Source organism: Chitinophaga sp. CF418 (genome assembly GCF_900142925.1).
Classification (GTDB): Bacteria; Bacteroidota; Bacteroidia; order Chitinophagales; family Chitinophagaceae; genus Chitinophaga.
On sequence record NZ_FRCN01000005.1, the window covers coordinates 1 to 17,279 of the forward strand.

Here is a 17,279-nt window from a genome sequence, read left to right on the forward strand (position 1 = left end):
AGGCCGATAAGCGCCTAAAGACCAGCCGAGGAATCGCTAAACGTAAACAGCGTTGTTATGATGTTGAACCTGTGTTTGGTAATATCAAGCACAATCATCACTTTAAACGTTTTATGCTACGAGGCATTGAAAAAGTGACAATTGAGGCTGGATTATTGGCTCTGGCTCACAATTTAAGAAAGAAAACTGCATGAGAAAGAGCTGAAAGAGCCCAAAAACTTGTTCCCACCTCCCTAGGCCCTTCATATATTTTTACTGAATAAAATTAAGGCTCTGCATATATGCCCATGTGTATAGCGCTATACAAAAGAAAAAACCGCCTCAATTATTATTGAGACGGCTTCCCTTCTTTTTATTTAATAACTACTGTATCTATCTGGTAATCATTTTCTCCGGAAACAAATTTCAGGTAATAAGTACCGGGTGTCTTTTCTGTTAATTTATAGGATGCTTTCCTTTCAGGAATATCCATGGTACACATACAGCCTTTATATATTGCTTCTACAGAGATCGTACGTGTATTGCCGCTTTTCTTTTCATTGAATTTATGAAACTGTCCGCAGCCATTGTTTACGTTAAAATAAACGGTAGTAGCGCCATCGGTACCGGACGATGCTTTATCGATCCTGGTGACGTTGACTTTTTCATACTTTACGCAATCCTGCGCAGGTGCATTCTTCTTGCTACATCCGGCCATGACAATTACAGCCAGGGAAATAAAGGTTAATGATCTTCTCATGAAAATTAATTTAAGCCCCTTCCCTGTTTATGGAAAGGGAACTGTAACATTAACGCATGAGATATGCCATTGGTTACAGCTCCCTTAAAAATTAACTTTATTTCAGTCTTACGATCTTCCGGCTGCCGATCACACCAAACCTGCCCTTGTCTGCCTTTAAGATCCATACACCAGCGGGTACATTACTGATATCCAGCTGTACCTGTTGAGCGCCCTTGCCGGCAGGTGTAACCACCTGTTGCAGTACGATCTGGCCTGTTTTAGTATTCACCAGTGACAGCAGTACTTTTTCTGTACCTGCGTCTACTGCTACACTCAGGGTATTGCCTGTAACAGGGTTAGGATATGCTTTCAATGATCCGTTAGCGATAGTGACATGATCTGCTACTGGCGCTACAGCTGTAGTTACGCTTGTAATAGAAGCAGTACAGTTACTTACGAATGTCCATGGTTTGCCATCGCCGGTATTGAGGTCAGGCTGATCTCCCTGTGTCCACCATTTAGCCTGGTAGATCTTGTTGCCGTATGCCACCTTATTGCCTGCCACATAGATACCACCAGGTGTCCAGCCAGCCACACCTCCACAGGGTTGGCCAGTACCACCACCATCGCCACCGTTACCGTTGCAGGTACCTACTATAGCCCAGGTAGTATTAGTGCCAGGCACGTCGCCGCTGCCAGCCCACCACTGGTTACGATAGATCACGTTATTGTACTTTACGATGTTGCCTGCAGTTTCATAGATCTTTGTAGACTCCCATGCCGGCAGGGATGCACATCCTTCAAAGGTCTGGGTATTCCATATTGTAAATGAGATGGTAGTTACGATGGAATCCTTACCATTCCTCAGGCCAACTGCAGTAGCTGTCTGTGCGCCATAAGCGGTGGGCGTCCATTGTACGCTGGTGCCTGACAGTCTTAATCCGCCTATTTTGATAAATACCTGTGTGATCTCATTCCTTGGATCGCTTTTGGATACTGTCAGCGTAACAGGGGCTAAAGAAGTTACACCCATGATGCCGTTGGACGGTGAAGTAAACGTCAGTGCAGTGATTTGTGAACACTCGGTATTGTCAATAGCGAAACGGGGCATTGTAGCGCAACCGCAATTGGCTGCGTTATTACCGCCATTCAGTTCCATGCTCACCTGTTTGATGCCGGTATAGCGCTGATAGTGGCCGATACGGCCGAGTACCTTGGTGTTCTCTGTACCGCTGCCACATTCAACACCACCGTTGATGATATTTACAGTAGCGCCAAAACCCGGTTTAAGACCAGCAGCGGTCTGAGATGCCGTTGGCGTCCATTTGCCTGGGATCATTACGTCATGACAGGAAGGCTTCGGATATTGCTGGGCCATCCAGAACCAGATGCCTGTTTCAAAAGCGATCACGCCGTCCTGGATCACTTTCTCTGGATTCGCCAGCAATACATTCTTATCGCCGAAGATGAATTCACTTGCCTGACCGTAGTTATAGTTATAACTCAGCTGTATAGGACCACGGCCGTGATAGGATTTGCCGGGAGCGGGCGGATAGGTGGCATCGTCAATACGGTAGCCTATATTGCTGGTTCCTTCATATCCCACTTCTTCGCGGAAATAAAGGCCCCAGGCATATGGTCCGCCGGGGGCCGTAGGCCAGCCACCGGTAGTCTCCTGGGAGATATTGGCCAGGAATGCCATCAGTTCCCTTTTACGGGCGGCCAGATCTCCTTCGCCGGCAAAGGTTGCATAGTCGATCGTCTCCTGGATAATAGCATTGGAAGAGATGTCAAAATCGGCATCTTTGCGGATCACCACTGACGCCCCGGTGGTTTTATCCACGCGGGTCAGCTTGTAAGCGTTGGTAGCACAACGTCTTTCTGAAATGATCTTGATGTTGGACATTTGTCTTACTGCTTCCGTAAAGTTCGCATAAGAGTAAAAGTCCTTGGCGGGAGTGCTGGGAGGTATACCGCTACCCGACCGGTCATCCGGGTTGTAACGATGCGGAAACATTACATCCCAATCCGCGCTGGTGATCACATCACCGATCGTCTGGGCATGTGCTGCCGACATGCAGCATAATAACAGGAAGGTTACAATGAAACGTGCTCTTTTCATAGATAGAGGATTTGGTACCTTGAGTGGTACGATGATTATTTTGAGTCGCTTCAAATATAAGAATTCCTGATTCTTTTACTATTTTGTTTTCCCAAACGATCCGCGACATGAAAAAACTATTTTATACACTCCTCTTATCAATAATATCTATGCAGGTTTTGGCTCAAACGCAGGAAAAGGATATTATCCATTTATGGCCGGGAGCAGTACCCGGGGAAACCGGTCCTAAAAAACCGGCAGTTCCCACGCAGGATACCAGTAAGGGCGTAACCCGTCTTACCGATGTAACCGACCCGCTGATGCAGGTATTTATACCGGAAAAAGGTAAGGCGAATGGCGCCGGGGTGATCGTATGTCCGGGTGGTGGTTACCAGATCCTTGCCATCAACCTGGAAGGTTATGAAATAGCCCACTGGCTGAATGAACAGGGATTTACAGTTTTTGTGCTGCAATACCGCGTGCCACAGAAGCAGGAAGGAGCTTTGCAGGACGTGCAGCGCGCTATCCGCATTGTGCGCAGCAGGGCAGCCGAATGGCAGCTGCAGGCGGAAAAGATCGGCGTACTGGGTTTCTCTGCCGGCGGTAGCCTGAGCGCCCGGGCCAGCACCCTGTACAATAAGCGTACTTATACTCCCATTGACGCCAGCGACAGCAGTTCTGCCCGTCCTGACTTTGCACTGCTGATCTATCCTGCTTATCTTGACCAGGGTCCTAATCACAGCATCACACCTGAACTCCAGATAGACGCTTACACACCCTCTACCTTTGTGTTTGCCACTGCTGACGATCCTTATGCCAACAGCGCGCTGGTAGTAGCTGGCGCCCTCAGAGACGCCAAAGTACCGGTAGAACTGCACATGTACCCTAAGGGAGGGCACGGTTACGGACTGAGGCCGGGTAACAAGGCCGGACTGGCCTGGACAACGCTGGCAGCCAGATGGCTGGACAGGAATATAAAGGAAAAATGAGCATTATCATTCCAGGGGATGACCATCATCATATGACCGTATGTTGCTGAAGAGGAATTTTACAGTCTATAAAGTATATTTACCGCATATTCTTTTCACGGTAAGTATATAATATGAAGAAGTGGTTCAATAAGCTGATGACAATGCTCCCTGGTAACAGTGTTTACAAAAAGGAATATAATAAAGAACTACAGCGCTTCGAGGCGCTGTTCAATTATGCCAGCATTGGTATACTTGTGACCAATCAACAGGGGCAGATCGTATTGATCAATGATTTTGCGCTGACCCAATTCGGGTACGAACGGGATGAACTGGTGGGGGAATACATTGAACGGCTATTGCCAAAACGTTTCCGTGAACGGCATGTGGATCACCGCAACCATTACAACCATCATCCGCAGAGCCGTCCTATGGGCATAGGACTGGATCTTTTCGCCGTCAGGAAGGATGGTACGGAATTTCCCGTAGAGATCAGCCTGAGCCAGTATAAACATGAGGAAGGGTCTTTTGTGATCGCCTATATCAATAATATTACTGAAAGGAAGAAAGCGGAAGAGAAGATCGAGAAGCTGAACAATGAGCTGGAACATAAGATCAGTGAACGTACGCAGCAGCTGACCAACGCCCTTGAGCAGCTGGAACATTCCAAACAGGAAGTGATGGCGGCGCTCGATAAAGAGAAAGAATTGAGTGAACTGAAATCGCGTTTCGTGTCTATGGCGTCACACGAGTTCCGCACTCCCCTCAGCACTATCCTGTCTTCCGCCTTCCTGGTGAACCAATATACCACGGAGAACGATCAGCCTAAACGCAGCAAACATATCCAGCGTATCATTTCTTCCGTCACATTACTCACGGAAGTACTCAATGACTTCCTCTCTGTCGGAAAAATAGAAGAAGGCGGCGTACAGGTGCGCAGCAGTTCATTTGATATTGCCATGCATGTCAACGGCACCATACAGGAACTGCAGGATATTGTACAGGAAGGACAGCAGATCGTATATGAGCATCAGGGGCCAACTTCGGTACATCTTGACCCTTCCCTGCTGAAGCATATCTTGCTAAACCTGCTGGGTAATGCGATCAAATTCTCTGGAAAACATACTGTTATAAAGGTGAATACTGAACATACGGGAAATAGTGTAATATTGAAGGTGAAAGACGCCGGTATCGGTATCTCTCAGGAGGACCAGCAACATCTTTTTGAACGTTTTTTCAGGGGCGCCAATGTAAGCAACATCCAGGGAACAGGTCTGGGCCTGCATATTATAAGCAAATACGCTGAACTGATGAACGGGAACATTACCTGTGAAAGTGTGCTAGGCGAAGGCACCACCTTTACTGTCACTTTACTGCAAGCATAATCTAATAAGAACGATAATGAAAACGATCCTCCTGATAGAAGATAATGACGACATTCGCGAAAATACTGCCGAGATACTCGAACTGGCCAATTATAAGGTCCTCACAGCCGAGAACGGGAAGACCGGGGTGGAAATGGCGTTGGAACACATACCCGACCTGATCGTATGTGATATTATGATGCCGGTACTGGATGGGTATGGTGTGCTACACTTGCTGCAAAAAAATCCGAAGGTGGAAGATACCCCCTTCATTTTCCTTACTGCCAAAAGTGAACGCGGCGATTTCCGGAAAGGTATGGAAATGGGCGCGGATGATTATATTACAAAACCTTTCAGCGGTACTGATCTGCTGAACGCGGTAGAAAGCCGGTTAAAAAAATCAGAACTTAAAAAACAGGTATTATCTGCAGATATGGAAGGAATTCAACAACTGCTGCTGACGGCCACTGGCACTAATCCTCTGAAAAAACTAATGGAAGAGGGTAATACGGACAAGTATAAAAAGAAACAACTGATCTACCAGGAAGGAAACAGACCTACCAGCCTTTATTTTATTGAGAAAGGCCGTGTTAAAACATACAAGGTCAACAATGATGGTAAAGAGCTGGCGGTGAATCTTTATAGCGCAGGCGAATTCCTGGGGTATGTAGCCTTACTTGAGGGCAGCAATTATCACGAGAATGCAGAAGCAATGGAAGCATGTGAACTGACCGCTATTCCCAGGGAAGACTTTGAAACCCTCATCAATAATAACCGCGAAGTAGCACAACAATTTATCAGGCTGCTGGCTAAAAATATCACCGAAAAAGAGCAGCAGTTATTACACCTCGCATACAGCTCCCTGCGCAAGAAAGTAGCAGAGGCACTGCTCTTCCTGAAGAAAAAGTACCATCATGTCACTGACCAGCCTTTTTCAATCGATATATCCAGGGAAAACCTTGCCACCATTGCAGGTACGGCTACTGAATCTATGATACGTACACTGGGCGATTTCCGGGATGAGAAATTACTGGAGATAAAACAGGGCGTGATCACCATCCTCAATGAACAGAAGCTGGCCAACCTGGTGAATTAATGACAAAAATCAGTTTTTGCGATGATGCAGGTCCTGTTTATCCAACAGGCGACTATCTACCTTTACTTAAGATAAGATAGTTTTGTAATGGAAGATCTGCTAAATGAATTAGCTGCATTCAGGAAACAACTGGCGGCACTCGAAAATCAAAATATCGCGCTGAAAATACAGCTAGCACATATATTGCAATATAATTTCGATCGTTCCCTGCTGGACAAGCTGGAATATTTTCATACCGCATTCCTTCAGCTGGATACACGTTTTGAAGGACTAAAAAGCGAGCTTGCCCTACACCAGGCCTGGCTGGCCGATCCCGATATGAATAGCATCAACTACGATAACATCCGCGCCCATCAACTGCACATCTGGGGCAAGCTAAACACAATGGAAGCAGACGTGCATAAACTGAAATCCCTCTTCAGTGATTATCTGCAGGAACACTTCCCCTCCGTCGCTCAATCAATATTATGAGTTACCACATTATTATTTCATACTTTAAGTACTCAGATAAAATACTTTAAATGATTTAGAAATTTATCCTATATTGGAGACGCGTTATATCCTATGTCAAGAAAATTTTCGTTGGACATCCTTTCTGCCTTGCTGGTGTTCCTTTTCGTTTATACCAGTATAAGCAAGTTGCTGGATTATGATACCTTCCGAAGGCAATTGGGACAATCGCCATTTATCACACTATACGCTCCTGTAATTGTATGGGCGTTGCCCGTGGGGGAATTAATTATTGCTGGCTTTCTTTTATTTGCGCGCACACGACTGACCGGATTCTATCTTTCATTCTTTCTGCTCAGTCTTTTTACCTTTTACCTGATGGCTATGCTGAGGCTTAGTTATTTTATTCCGTGCTCCTGTGGAGGTGTATTACAACATCTTTCATGGAATGCGCACATTGTCTTTAACATCATCTTTGTCATATTTTCAAGTATCGGGGTACTGCTGCAGGGCAAACAGGAACAGACACCTGCACAATCAACTCTCTAAGTTCTGAACCAACCGGCATTAATATAGGGGGAGCCGAAAACCTTCTGAACAGAGTAGGCACGTATTACATCTAATAAACACACCATGAAAAAGACACTATCTTTAGCGTTCTTCGCTGCCCTATGCGCAGCAGGGAGTGCCTTTGCTGGTAAGCTGAACGCGGATCCGCAATGGATGCTCAATGACGACACCATTGTAACCGGTACATCTACCCAGATCAAAGTCCTCTACTGCCCGGGGCCAAACAATGTTCAATGTGCAGTAAGCCTGGATGGTAATGCTACCATCATCAGAAAAACATGATTACCTGTTACAGCGGGAAGCCTTATGCACAAGGCTTCCTGTTATGCCTTCAAGTCCTATGAAAAAACGCATTTATTCCCTTGCCCTGCTGTTATTGGCGGCATTCTTAATCATTGTTATACTCGTCTATACTGCACCTTCACCAAACAGGCAATCTAATGGCTTCAGCCGGTCATATCTGCAGGCTACTCCTCTCCAACCTTATATGGCCATCCCTACGCATGACAGGATACTGGACATTGCGGGGATCGATGATAATACCTTCTATTTCTCTACGACTGATCCTGCTATCCTATTCTCTGCTTCTATGGAAGCAGGATGCCGCATAGATACATTTCAGATTGCGTTAAGGCAATCACTAAAAGATTCCATGGGCAGTTACTTTTTTACTGAAGTGAACAATGGAGCATTCTTTGTATATGCGTACAACATTCCGGCTATCAGTAAAACAGGCCGCACCAGCTTCGATACATATGCTACATTCCCGCCAGGTGGCTTTTCGCAGGCCCATGTGCTACGCGATGGTCAACATATCATGCTGCGTAAACTGGACCTTAAAGAAAAAGACCAGTTCTTTATGCGCGTAACACTTAACGGCGATAGCATACTCACAGGAAGCGGACTATCGGCAGTACGCCGCGATGGTGGCATGAGCACAGATGGATCGTTGAATTATGACAGAGCTACCGGGTTGTTCACCTATCTTTATTACTACAGCAATAAATATGTCACTTTCGATAGCACGATGCACCTGATCAGTAAGGGTACTACTATCGATACGTTTACTATGTCCCGGTTCAGTATATCTGCTGCTATGGCCAGCAAAAACGTTTATATGAATCAGGGACCTGACCAGATGGTCAATGGTTTCAGTTGTGTACACAATGGCGTTATGTTTGTACAGGCTAAATTGAAAGCTGATAATGATGATGACAGGTTATTTCATGAACATTGCGTGATCGATCAATACGATCTGCGTACGAACAGGTATAAGGGTAGCATCTATCTTGATATCCCTGTAAAAGCAAGGATCAATCAGCTATTCGTTCATGGTGACAAATTACTGGTACATTGTACGGATAGTATATACGGCATAAAGCTCCATTACTGATATCCGTTATTCTGCGAAAGATGAGGATTCCTGTTCCGTTCTTCCTGAGGGATGGGATATAGTGCCGCGGTTGATTTCCAACCCGGCTTCAAAGCTTTCATCACGTCATCGAGATGACCGGTACGGCGCAGGCTGAACCAACGGTCACCCCATTCCGTAAACAGTTCCATCCTTCTCTCCCGCTCTACCAGCGGCAGACAGGAATCTCTTATGGTAGTATCTGACAAAGCAGGGAGCCCTGCTCTTGCCCGTAATACATTCAGATCGGCAATGGCATCACGGGGATTGTTCAGATGTACGAGTGCCTCCGCACGGATAAGATATTGTTCTTCTATGCGCAATACCATCAGGTATTCTTCTTTTCCTGCTACTGCAGCCGTCCTGTTCCTATATTTATAGCAGTTGTAATAAGTCCCACCTCCGTAGGTGAACGATCTTGTCCAGCTGTCCTTTCTTTTATCAGCAGGCTCGAACGACTGCATAAAATCTTCCGTAAAAGGGTAAAAGGAGAAACTGCCTTCTGATGGAAGAAATGTCTGTCCTAAAAACGTATATCCTTCATTTCTCCAGATTTGAAGAATAGCAGGGCGGCTGTTACGCAGAAATACACTGTCTGGTGAGATAAGTGGCGTATAAGCTCCGGAATTGATCACCAGGGAAGATTGTACAACAGCTTCTTCCCAGTTGCCCCTTTGCAGATGAACTCTTGCCAGCAATGCGATAGCGGCCCATCTGTTTGCCCTCACTTTTTCTCCCACATTATAAGAAACAGGTAATAACTGGCTGGCATGTCCCAGATCGGAAATGATCTGTGCGTAAACAGAATCTATTCCTGTACGTGGTGCAAGTGCAGTCTGACTAACATCTGTAGTAGTTACCAACGGTACTTCTCCCCAGCAGTTGACCAGGTAGTAATAACAGAATGCACGCATGAATTCTGCCTCTCCTTTCAATTGCCGCACCTTTTCGGCAGATAATCCGTTGGATGTGGCCAGCCCTTCCAGTACAGCGTTGGCGCCATAGATCACTTTATAGATCTCTCTCCAGGAAGATAATAAGGGCGCATCAGTAGGCAGGATAGCATTATTTACATAGCGGAGATGCGTACCGTTGAACGTATTCAGTTCATCGGCAGTCATGCCATTGATAACGGGTAAGAGATTGCTTACAAAATATCCGGAGAGTGAATAATACAGATCTGCTACGGCCGCATCTGCCAGCGCATCACTGGAATAAACTGATCCTGCCGGTATTTCATCAGACGGCGCATTGACGGTGATCAACTTTTTACATGAAGTGATCAGCAGCAGCGTGAAAATAAAATAATATCTACGATAATGTAGCATTGCCTGTCAGCTTAAAGCGTTAACTGAATACCACCTGTAATTACTCTTAATGTTGGTACAACAATCTGTGTTTCCGGATCCGCACCTTTATATCCTGTTATTGTCAGTAAATTTTGTCCCTGCAGATAGACTTTACATAATTGCAGGTGTAATTTCTTCAGCACAGGTGCCGGCATAGCATAAGCCAGCATCACATTCTTCAAACGCACATAGGAAGCATCGTCATAAACCGCGTTGGACAACAGCAGTGTGGTATTGAGATCATAAGCCAGACTACCGGCTGTAGCGGTAGCACGTGGCACATCTGTTACATCACCAGGCTTGCGCCAGCGCTGCAGGCTTTCTGTCAGTTGGTTGGCAAAGTCGCCGGGCTTGACTGCTACCGTTACTCCCTGCTGTTTGATGAACTGCCAGAAGAACCCCAGGCTGACATTCTTATACTGCAGATCATTCTGGACACCGCCATAAAACTTAGGGTCCATGTTCGCGATGGTCACAAAGTCATTAAGACTTGACAGGCGACCGTCATGATTGATATCTTGAAACTGTGCCAGTCCTGTTTGTGGATCTACTCCGGTGAAATGGTATCCTCTTACAATGTTCAGTGACTGTCCGAGCACATAGGCATTCGCGTAGGATGAAACGGACAGGTCCTGGAACGTCCTCAGCTTATTGGTAAAGAAGGATATATTAGCGCTGGTAGTCCAGGTGAAATCTGTTTTACTGAAATTCTTACTGTGCAGTTCAAATTCCCACCCGGTGTTCTCTACCAGCGCAGGCAGGTTAGCCTGATAACTGGTAAAACCTGTCATAGCGGGTAACTGATATCCTACCAGCTGATTGCTGCTACGGTTACAATACTTCGCAGCGGAGAAAAACAGGCGATCCTGCAGAAAGCCTAATTCGATGGCAGCTTCCATTTTGCGGTTCTCTTCCCAGCTATAGTTGTTGTTGACAATACGCAGAGGCCTCAGGGTATTGCTGCCTTCGTAGTTGCCATTGCTGCCATAATTCTTCATGTATTGATAGTCGGCTATCTGGTCATTGCCGGTGATACCTCCGCTGGCCCTCAGCTTTCCGTAACTCAGCCAGGATAATTTCTTCATAAAGGGTTCTTCCGTAAAGATCCAGGCGAGGCCTATGGAGCCAAAATCACCGAACTGGCGCCCGGGGCCAAAACGGGAAGAACCATCTCTCCGGTAACTGACATTGAACAGGTATTTGCTTTGCCAGTCATAGGTAACACGTGTGAAGAAGGAAACATACCTGTACAGGGTATAATTGTCCGGTTTATGGATGACGGTATCGGCCCCGCTAAGATCATGCATGGCCGATTCATCGGCATATCCTTGTCCGGTAGCTAAAGAACCATTTCTTGAGGTTTGTTGCCAGGTACCACCCACCAGTGTATGCAGACTTCCCTTGGCCAGGCGCAGCACATAATCCGCCTGCGGCTCTACTATAAAGGACCGCCGCTTGTTTTCGGCAGTGCGTATAAAGCTGGTGGGCGCATTATTGGGATGCTGGGATGATTGCGGGAATGAGAAGAACTGCTTCATGCGGATATCTGCCAGTCCCAGACTTGTCTTCAGTTGCAGTCCCGGTAATAAGTGATATCGTAGCACCACGTTGCTTAGCATGTTCCGTGTATTGCTGTTGGCCTGCTGCCGGAAATAGGCGATGGGATTATCGAAAGATGAGCCCCAGAATAAACGTCCTGCGGAATCATACAGGGGATAATTGGGTGGCAGGTTATAAAAGGGGAAAATATCATTGGCAATACTCTTGTTCCGGTCGGCCACAAAGCTGGCCGTCAGGTTAGCCTCCAGCCGCTGCTCCGGATGATGGTGCTGCAGGCTGACATGAACGCCGCCCCTGTTATATCCCAGATCTGCTGGCATTACGGTACCTTCCCGGTAGAAATTCCCGCCAACGAGGAAAGTGTTGTAGTTATTTCCCCCGGAAAAGCCTGACTGTACATTTGTAACAGACGCTGTTCCTCCAGTCAGTTCGTTAAACCAGTTTATATTTTGTGTAGTATCCCACAACAAAAGGTCAGGCGCACCGGCTGCAGTAGGCTGCACGCCGTCGTTGGCAAAAGCCTCTCTCCGAAGAGCGAGGTAATCATGAATACCAAGCATGGACATATTACCGGCGGTGGTGCCGATACCCGTCCGTACATTCATGTCCAGTTTTCCTCTTCCGGGCTTGCCTTTCCTGGTAGTGATCAGTACCACACCATTAGCGCCCCTGGAGCCATAAATGGCCGTAGCATCCGCGTCTTTCAGGATGTCGATACTTTCTATATCTGCCGGATTGATGCTGTTAAAAGGGCTGATACGCCCTGCTGCGCCAAAGAGGTCTTCCGAATTGTTAAGGGGGGTGATATCAAACGGCACACCATCTACTATGAACAGGGGATCATTACCAGCAGCAATAGAGTTCCTTCCCCGGATATACAATTTAATCTGAGCGCCTGGCAGTCCGTTGGTACTGGTAACCTGTACGCCGGGTACCTGTCCCTGAAGTGCGGATAATGCATTAGCCACTGGCTGCGCTGCCAGCTGCTCTCCGGTGATCCTGCTTACGGCGCCCGTCAGCAAACGGCGGCTACTGGAGCCATAACCTATGACCACTGTTGCATCGAGTGTGTTGACCGCTTCTTTGAGGCGTACCTCATGTAGACGTGTACCATTCAACGTGGTATCGACAGAGGCATAACCCAGGGATGAAATGCGCAGTAATGCCGGCTGGGCTACCTCAAACAGCTCGAACTCGCCGTTATTGCTGGTAGTCACACCACGGGCAGTACCTTTTATAACGATGGTAGCACCAGGGACAGGCTGATTGTCATTATCGGTGATACGTCCCCGTATCGTTACCCGCAATGTATCTTCTTTAATCTGTGGCAACTTGCCTGTTTCAGTCATTTGCAGGTATATTCTCTTGCCCTGTTTCAGCCAGGTGATATTCCTGTTCTTCAGTACATGGGCCAGTATCTCTTCCCATTGGGCGTTTTTATAATAAAGGGTTACTTTCTCCTTACCATCAATAATGGCGTTATCAAATACAAAATAATAGCCTGTTTGGCGGGCAATACTTTTGAATACATTATTGAGGGTGATATTCTTTTCGGTAATAGTAACCCGTGGGCTGTCGGCTGTCGCCTGGGCTACAACGAGGGTAACCGGGAACAACAGGCAGCACAAGATCAACAGCATACTGATCGCCTTACAAACAAGCTTTACCATTCCTTAGATTTATGGTATATAGATCATAGTTGGCTTTCTACACGAATATGACTTTATTTTGATCTAAGATATATCTTATCATCCGTAATACGATAGGTTATACCGGATGTTTTATCAAGGCTTTCCAGGAAGTCGGTTACGGGTTGGTTCCTTTCAATTACACCGGTGAGCATTTTATTGGCCAATAGCGGATCTTCAAAGAATAGTTGTTTCCCATACCAGTGGAGAAGTATGGCATCCAGGGTTCCCAGTGGCTTGTTATAGTACACATATTCGCCTTTGCGCCATGCCAGGGTAATTGCTTCATCAAAAGTACCGGTTTGCTGGCTATAGCCTTTCCGGCAGATGGATTCCATACCAGGTTTCAGGACCAGCCCTTCACTCTCTTCCACTTTGGTTATAACGCTACCTTCTACGAGGGAGGTTACCACCAGTGAATCTGAGTAAGCATTAACGTTAAAGGAGGTACCCAATACCCTGACCGATGTTTGAGCCGTATGCACTATGAAAGGCTGGCTGGCATTGGCTGCAATATCAAAATAGGCTTCCCCGTCCAGGTACACTTCCCTGGTTTTGCCATCGAATGAAAAAGGAAAGCGCAAACGGGAAAATGCGTTCAAATGGACTATAGACCCATCGGATAGCACTACTTTATAATCTTTCCCAGTGGGTACATAAAGTGTGTTCCAGCCTTTACGTTGTTTACCCGTTGTAAAAGAAAGCTGGCCGGCCCCGGGGTGCAAAAGGGCGGCTTTAGTATTGATATCTGCATCTGCCTTACCGGACAGGCGGATGGTATCGCCATTATCCAGCAATAACTTCATATCTCCCCATAGGGGTATTCCGTTGGTATTCTTAGCGATGGCATCATCATGTATAAAAGCAGACCTTCCTCCCAGCAGCCAGTATCCACCGGCGGCTATCAGCAGAATTACTGCGGCAGCCAGCCACCACCTGTTTCGGGCGTGGGGCTTTCCGGAAGAGGTTTCCTGCGTGTTGACCACAGGAGTTTCATCTGCTGTAACCAGGGTCATGGCAGGCTTCTTTTCCTGATCGGCCTGCAACAGGGACAATACGCTGCTCCAGGCCCTTTCATTATGAAGATCATTCATAAAGTCGGGTCCGGCCACATCGCGGGCTCCTTCCAGTTCTTCGAGACAACGGCGCACGTTGGGGTCTTCCCGGGCAGCCTGCTCGAGATACTGGTTGTCTTCGTCGCTGATATCGCCACTTAACTTTTCCAGTATTAACTGAAAGATATGTTCCTCATTGTAACTCATGTGGGAAATACATAGTTCTTACTCATTACGGGCTATAGGTTTCGTTGGCATTTCATAGTCTTATCTGAAACATCAGGGCTTTCAGGGCTGCTTTGCATTTGCTTTTAAACACCTTGATGCCTTTTCTCAGTATAGATGATAAGTCCAGCGGATATCTTTTATCTGACAACAATGATAAACTGATGCCTCCACTATACGCCAACGCCACCTGTCTCTTATATTGCATCAGGTACCCGGGTAAAGGTAATACAACCTGCTGCATCAGTAAGAACCCCGGATCATTAGATAACCGGTTGTCGGATTGACCTCTTTTAAGAATGTTGACACAACTGTTATGTACCATTCTGTAAAAATATCCTCCAACCGAATGTTCTATTTCCAAATATAACTTCTCTTCCCAAACCTGCACAAAAACATGCCGCACAATTTGCTCCGCCTCTTCCATGTTATTCAGCATCATGCGGGCTTTTAAGCAGAGCGGCTTATAATATTTCATGAAGAAGTACTGATAAGCCTTGATCTCGCCCTCTTTAAGCGCAATCAGCATTGCCGAATCATCCATGTGCTGCATAAGAGTTGTTTTGGGATACGTTAACAGTTGTTAACGTAAATATCCGTTTTCCCGCAGCGTAAAAGCGTTAATTACATGTTAACACGTATATATTACGCTTTAATTCACAACTGAAAGATACTTAATATTTGGTTCATTACATATGGAATTCATTTTTCAGGAGAGCCGGTAAAACGTCCTGGCCAATGGGTTTGGCAACATAGGCTACCGCCTCTTCGGCCAGGCATTTTCCCAGTCTCCCGCCTGTAAGGCTCCAGGAAGTCTTCATCTCCGGTGAGCAGGTATCCCCGCTGGCCGGTTTCCGCATCTTTCATGAAAGACAAGGTGTTTTCAAGCCTGTAGATCACTGCATTGGTATGATCTACCCAGAAGGCGCTTTGCAGAAGATTGCGGATGCTAAAGAAAGAGGCGACGGAGCTCACTACGAGCAGTACAGTGATAGTCCAAATCCAATCAGCAGATTTCTTTTGAAGGTAGCTTTCATCCTTGATCAGTTTATCAGATAGCCGGGCTGGTGGCACATTCATCCCACAATTCCTCCAGCGTGCTCCCCGGTCAGTTTAGTGTTCCTCTTCTTCTCCGGGCATCAGCTCCTCCGTTTGAACGCCTAAACTGCGTATACCCGTTTCCACTGGTTTTGTCTCCGGCAAAGTCTGCTTCAGTGCAGGACCAAGATTGTACAATTTCCGTGCCTGTGGCATAAAGCGGCTTTCGAGAGATGCCACTGCATCGTTATAATGGCTTACTGCCATTTTGAGACTGCTACCTACGTTTGTGAAATGTCTTATCAGCACGTTGGTACGGTTATACAACTCAATACCGGCATTCCTGATCTCTTCGATATTGGCGGCTACATGCAGCTGCTGCCATACAAAGCCTACTGTACGCAGTAAGGTGATGAGCGTAGTGGGCGTGGCAAATACCACGCGGTTACGGATGCCCTCTTCAATCAATGCAGGTTCCGCCTGTAGTGCGGCGCCAAAGGAGGATTCTATCTGCATATACAGGATGACATAGTCGGGCGATTGCTGCCACTGGCTCCAGTAGGCTTTTGCACTGAGTTTCTTCAGGTGATCTTTTACGGCTGCAGCATGCTGGTTCAGGAGCAATTTGCGTTCTTCCTCATCTTCTGTCTCAAATGCGCGCATATAAGCGCTTAAAGGCACCTTGGAGTCTACAACAATGGTCTTCCCTTCAGGCAGGCGGATGATCATGTCGGGGCGCAGGACGCCTTCTTCTCCGTTCACCGATACCTGTTCACTGAAATCACAATGTTCGGTCATACCGGCAAACTCCACCACGCGGCGCAGGGCGATCTCTCCATAACGGCCCCGTATATGAGAGGTCTTGAGTGCACTAACAAGACTATGGGTTTCTTTCTGCAGCTTTTCTGTGCTTTGCTGTACGCCCAGGATGAACTGGTTGATCTGTCCGTATTGCTGCTGGCGATTGCTTTCCAGTTGCCGCATATTTTCATCGAAGCGGTGCAGGCTTTCGGATAATGGTTTTACCATGGCATCAATGGCCTGCTGTCGCTTTTCCAGATCTCCTTTAGCATCTGTGAGCTGTGTTTCCAGTGTAGATTTGGCCAGCGCCACAAAAGAAGAATTGTTATGCTTCAATGCTTCTGCCGACAGTGCATTAAAAGCATCTTTCAGTTTTTCATTGGACTGGTCGATAAATTCCTGCTGCTCGCGCAGGCGGTTTTCCATTTCCCGGAAACGGGCTTCCCCGTTGCTTTCTATGCGAATGCTCTCTTCCTGCAATATCTGCAGGCGGGCATTAAGTTCATCAATAACGGATTGTTTGTCCTGTACCTCCTGCCGTAATGTTCCGGCTGTCTGGTTCACCGAAGACAACTGTGTATCCAGAATGGCGATGCGGGTCTTTAACTGTTGGCTCCCGCTGACAACCTTTATAACCGCTGCCAGGGCTGCACAGGCGATCAATGCGAAGATAATAACGATAAGATGGTCCATATGTGACCACAATGTTACTCCAAACAATAATAATAAAATAAAAAAAGAAGGAATTATGTCAGCGGCAATAGAAGATACTTTTCTGCTTTTCGTCGACAATTATGGAGGTTCTATCCTGTTTGAGCAACAGGGAGTTAAACCCTGACAAGGAAACTATATCTAAGAGCTGATAAACTTTTAAGGCCATAT

16 protein-coding genes are annotated in these 17,279 nt (G+C 46.7%); 8 read left to right on the top strand and 8 right to left on the bottom strand.

The features are described 5' to 3' along the window. A partial coding sequence (locus F3I09_RS12280) for a transposase (RefSeq protein WP_188133781.1) occupies window positions 1-194 on the top strand: 194 nt, incomplete at its 5' end. A gap of 158 nt (window positions 195-352) precedes the next feature. Here F3I09_RS12280 and F3I09_RS12285 read toward each other — a convergent pair. Beyond that, window positions 353-739 carry a hypothetical protein gene (locus tag F3I09_RS12285; RefSeq protein ID WP_149695326.1) on the bottom strand — a complete coding sequence of 129 codons (387 nt, stop codon included), beginning with the start codon at window positions 737-739 and terminating at the stop codon, window positions 353-355. 97 nt (window positions 740-836) lie between these two features. Next, complete coding sequence (locus F3I09_RS12290; RefSeq protein WP_149695327.1) at window positions 837-2,843, bottom strand: glycoside hydrolase family 19 protein; 2,007 nt, start codon at window positions 2,841-2,843, stop codon at window positions 837-839. A 107-nt stretch (window positions 2,844-2,950) separates the two neighbouring features. On the opposite strand from F3I09_RS12290, the gene F3I09_RS12295 reads away from it, so the two are divergent. The 7 genes from F3I09_RS12295 to F3I09_RS12325 all read left to right on the top strand — a co-directional run bounded on the left by F3I09_RS12295 (window position 2,951) and on the right by F3I09_RS12325 (window position 8,663). Continuing rightward, on the top strand, window positions 2,951-3,811 hold the full coding sequence (locus F3I09_RS12295; protein WP_149695328.1) for an alpha/beta hydrolase: 861 nt from the start codon (window positions 2,951-2,953) through the stop codon (window positions 3,809-3,811). Window positions 3,812-3,924: 113 nt separating this feature from the next. Beyond that, a complete protein-coding gene (locus F3I09_RS12300; RefSeq protein WP_149695329.1) occupies window positions 3,925-5,175 on the top strand; it encodes a PAS domain-containing sensor histidine kinase in 1,251 nt (416 codons plus the stop codon). A 16-nt stretch (window positions 5,176-5,191) separates the two neighbouring features. Further along, window positions 5,192-6,250: a response regulator gene (locus tag F3I09_RS12305; RefSeq protein WP_149695330.1), complete on the top strand. Its 1,059-nt coding sequence runs from the start codon at window positions 5,192-5,194 to the stop codon at window positions 6,248-6,250. Between the two features lie 87 nt (window positions 6,251-6,337). Further along, on the top strand, window positions 6,338-6,721 hold the full coding sequence (locus F3I09_RS12310) for a hypothetical protein (RefSeq protein WP_149695331.1): 384 nt from the start codon (window positions 6,338-6,340) through the stop codon (window positions 6,719-6,721). A gap of 93 nt (window positions 6,722-6,814) precedes the next feature. After that, window positions 6,815-7,249, top strand: a complete 435-nt coding sequence (locus F3I09_RS12315) for a MauE/DoxX family redox-associated membrane protein (protein ID WP_149695332.1) — start codon at window positions 6,815-6,817, stop codon at window positions 7,247-7,249. A gap of 84 nt (window positions 7,250-7,333) precedes the next feature. Then, window positions 7,334-7,552 carry a hypothetical protein gene (locus F3I09_RS12320; protein ID WP_149695333.1) on the top strand — a complete coding sequence of 73 codons (219 nt, stop codon included), beginning with the start codon at window positions 7,334-7,336 and terminating at the stop codon, window positions 7,550-7,552. A 58-nt stretch (window positions 7,553-7,610) separates the two neighbouring features. Beyond that, the gene (locus F3I09_RS12325) at window positions 7,611-8,663 is read left to right on the top strand and encodes a hypothetical protein (RefSeq protein WP_149695334.1); all 1,053 of its coding nucleotides are present in this window, start codon (window positions 7,611-7,613) and stop codon (window positions 8,661-8,663) included. Here F3I09_RS12325 and F3I09_RS12330 read toward each other — a convergent pair. The 6 genes from F3I09_RS12330 to rmuC all read right to left on the bottom strand — a co-directional run bounded on the left by F3I09_RS12330 (window position 8,657) and on the right by rmuC (window position 17,090). Further along, window positions 8,657-10,009, bottom strand: coding sequence for a RagB/SusD family nutrient uptake outer membrane protein (locus F3I09_RS12330; protein ID WP_149695335.1), 1,353 nt, complete (start codon window positions 10,007-10,009; stop codon window positions 8,657-8,659). The two genes, F3I09_RS12325 and F3I09_RS12330, sit on opposite strands and share 7 nt — an antisense overlap. A gap of 11 nt (window positions 10,010-10,020) precedes the next feature. Next, the gene (locus tag F3I09_RS12335; RefSeq protein ID WP_149695336.1) at window positions 10,021-13,260 is read right to left on the bottom strand and encodes a SusC/RagA family TonB-linked outer membrane protein; all 3,240 of its coding nucleotides are present in this window, start codon (window positions 13,258-13,260) and stop codon (window positions 10,021-10,023) included. A 53-nt stretch (window positions 13,261-13,313) separates the two neighbouring features. Beyond that, window positions 13,314-14,540 (bottom strand): FecR family protein, encoded by a 1,227-nt coding sequence (locus F3I09_RS12340; RefSeq protein WP_149695337.1) that lies wholly within the window; start codon window positions 14,538-14,540, stop codon window positions 13,314-13,316. A 52-nt stretch (window positions 14,541-14,592) separates the two neighbouring features. Continuing rightward, window positions 14,593-15,111 (bottom strand): hypothetical protein, encoded by a 519-nt coding sequence (locus tag F3I09_RS12345; RefSeq protein WP_149695338.1) that lies wholly within the window; start codon window positions 15,109-15,111, stop codon window positions 14,593-14,595. 149 nt (window positions 15,112-15,260) lie between these two features. Continuing rightward, the gene (locus F3I09_RS34390; protein ID WP_223233222.1) at window positions 15,261-15,638 is read right to left on the bottom strand and encodes a CHASE3 domain-containing protein; all 378 of its coding nucleotides are present in this window, start codon (window positions 15,636-15,638) and stop codon (window positions 15,261-15,263) included. A 33-nt stretch (window positions 15,639-15,671) separates the two neighbouring features. Then, window positions 15,672-17,090, bottom strand: a complete 1,419-nt coding sequence (rmuC, locus tag F3I09_RS12355) for a DNA recombination protein RmuC (RefSeq protein WP_149695339.1) — start codon at window positions 17,088-17,090, stop codon at window positions 15,672-15,674. Window positions 17,091-17,279 lie beyond the last annotated feature (189 nt).

Excerpts from the sequence above, each read along its gene's own strand:
- F3I09_RS12315 (WP_149695332.1), top strand. The coding sequence starts at position 6,815 with ATGTCAAGAAAATTTTCGTTGGACATCCTTTCTGCCTTGCTGGTGTTC.
- rmuC (WP_149695339.1), bottom strand. The coding sequence starts at position 17,090 with ATGGACCATCTTATCGTTATTATCTTCGCATTGATCGCCTGTGCAGCC.
- F3I09_RS12335 (WP_149695336.1), bottom strand. The coding sequence starts at position 13,260 with ATGGTAAAGCTTGTTTGTAAGGCGATCAGTATGCTGTTGATCTTGTGC.
- F3I09_RS12295 (WP_149695328.1), top strand. The coding sequence starts at position 2,951 with ATGAAAAAACTATTTTATACACTCCTCTTATCAATAATATCTATGCAG.
- F3I09_RS12285 (WP_149695326.1), bottom strand. The coding sequence starts at position 739 with ATGAGAAGATCATTAACCTTTATTTCCCTGGCTGTAATTGTCATGGCC.
- F3I09_RS34390 (WP_223233222.1), bottom strand. The coding sequence starts at position 15,638 with ATGAATGTGCCACCAGCCCGGCTATCTGATAAACTGATCAAGGATGAA.
- F3I09_RS12325 (WP_149695334.1), top strand. The coding sequence starts at position 7,611 with ATGAAAAAACGCATTTATTCCCTTGCCCTGCTGTTATTGGCGGCATTC.
- F3I09_RS12340 (WP_149695337.1), bottom strand. The coding sequence starts at position 14,540 with ATGAGTTACAATGAGGAACATATCTTTCAGTTAATACTGGAAAAGTTA.
- F3I09_RS12310 (WP_149695331.1), top strand. The coding sequence starts at position 6,338 with ATGGAAGATCTGCTAAATGAATTAGCTGCATTCAGGAAACAACTGGCG.
- F3I09_RS12300 (WP_149695329.1), top strand. The coding sequence starts at position 3,925 with ATGAAGAAGTGGTTCAATAAGCTGATGACAATGCTCCCTGGTAACAGT.
- F3I09_RS12305 (WP_149695330.1), top strand. The coding sequence starts at position 5,192 with ATGAAAACGATCCTCCTGATAGAAGATAATGACGACATTCGCGAAAAT.
- F3I09_RS12320 (WP_149695333.1), top strand. The coding sequence starts at position 7,334 with ATGAAAAAGACACTATCTTTAGCGTTCTTCGCTGCCCTATGCGCAGCA.
- F3I09_RS12345 (WP_149695338.1), bottom strand. The coding sequence starts at position 15,111 with ATGCAGCACATGGATGATTCGGCAATGCTGATTGCGCTTAAAGAGGGC.
- F3I09_RS12290 (WP_149695327.1), bottom strand. The coding sequence starts at position 2,843 with ATGAAAAGAGCACGTTTCATTGTAACCTTCCTGTTATTATGCTGCATG.
- F3I09_RS12330 (WP_149695335.1), bottom strand. The coding sequence starts at position 10,009 with ATGCTACATTATCGTAGATATTATTTTATTTTCACGCTGCTGCTGATC.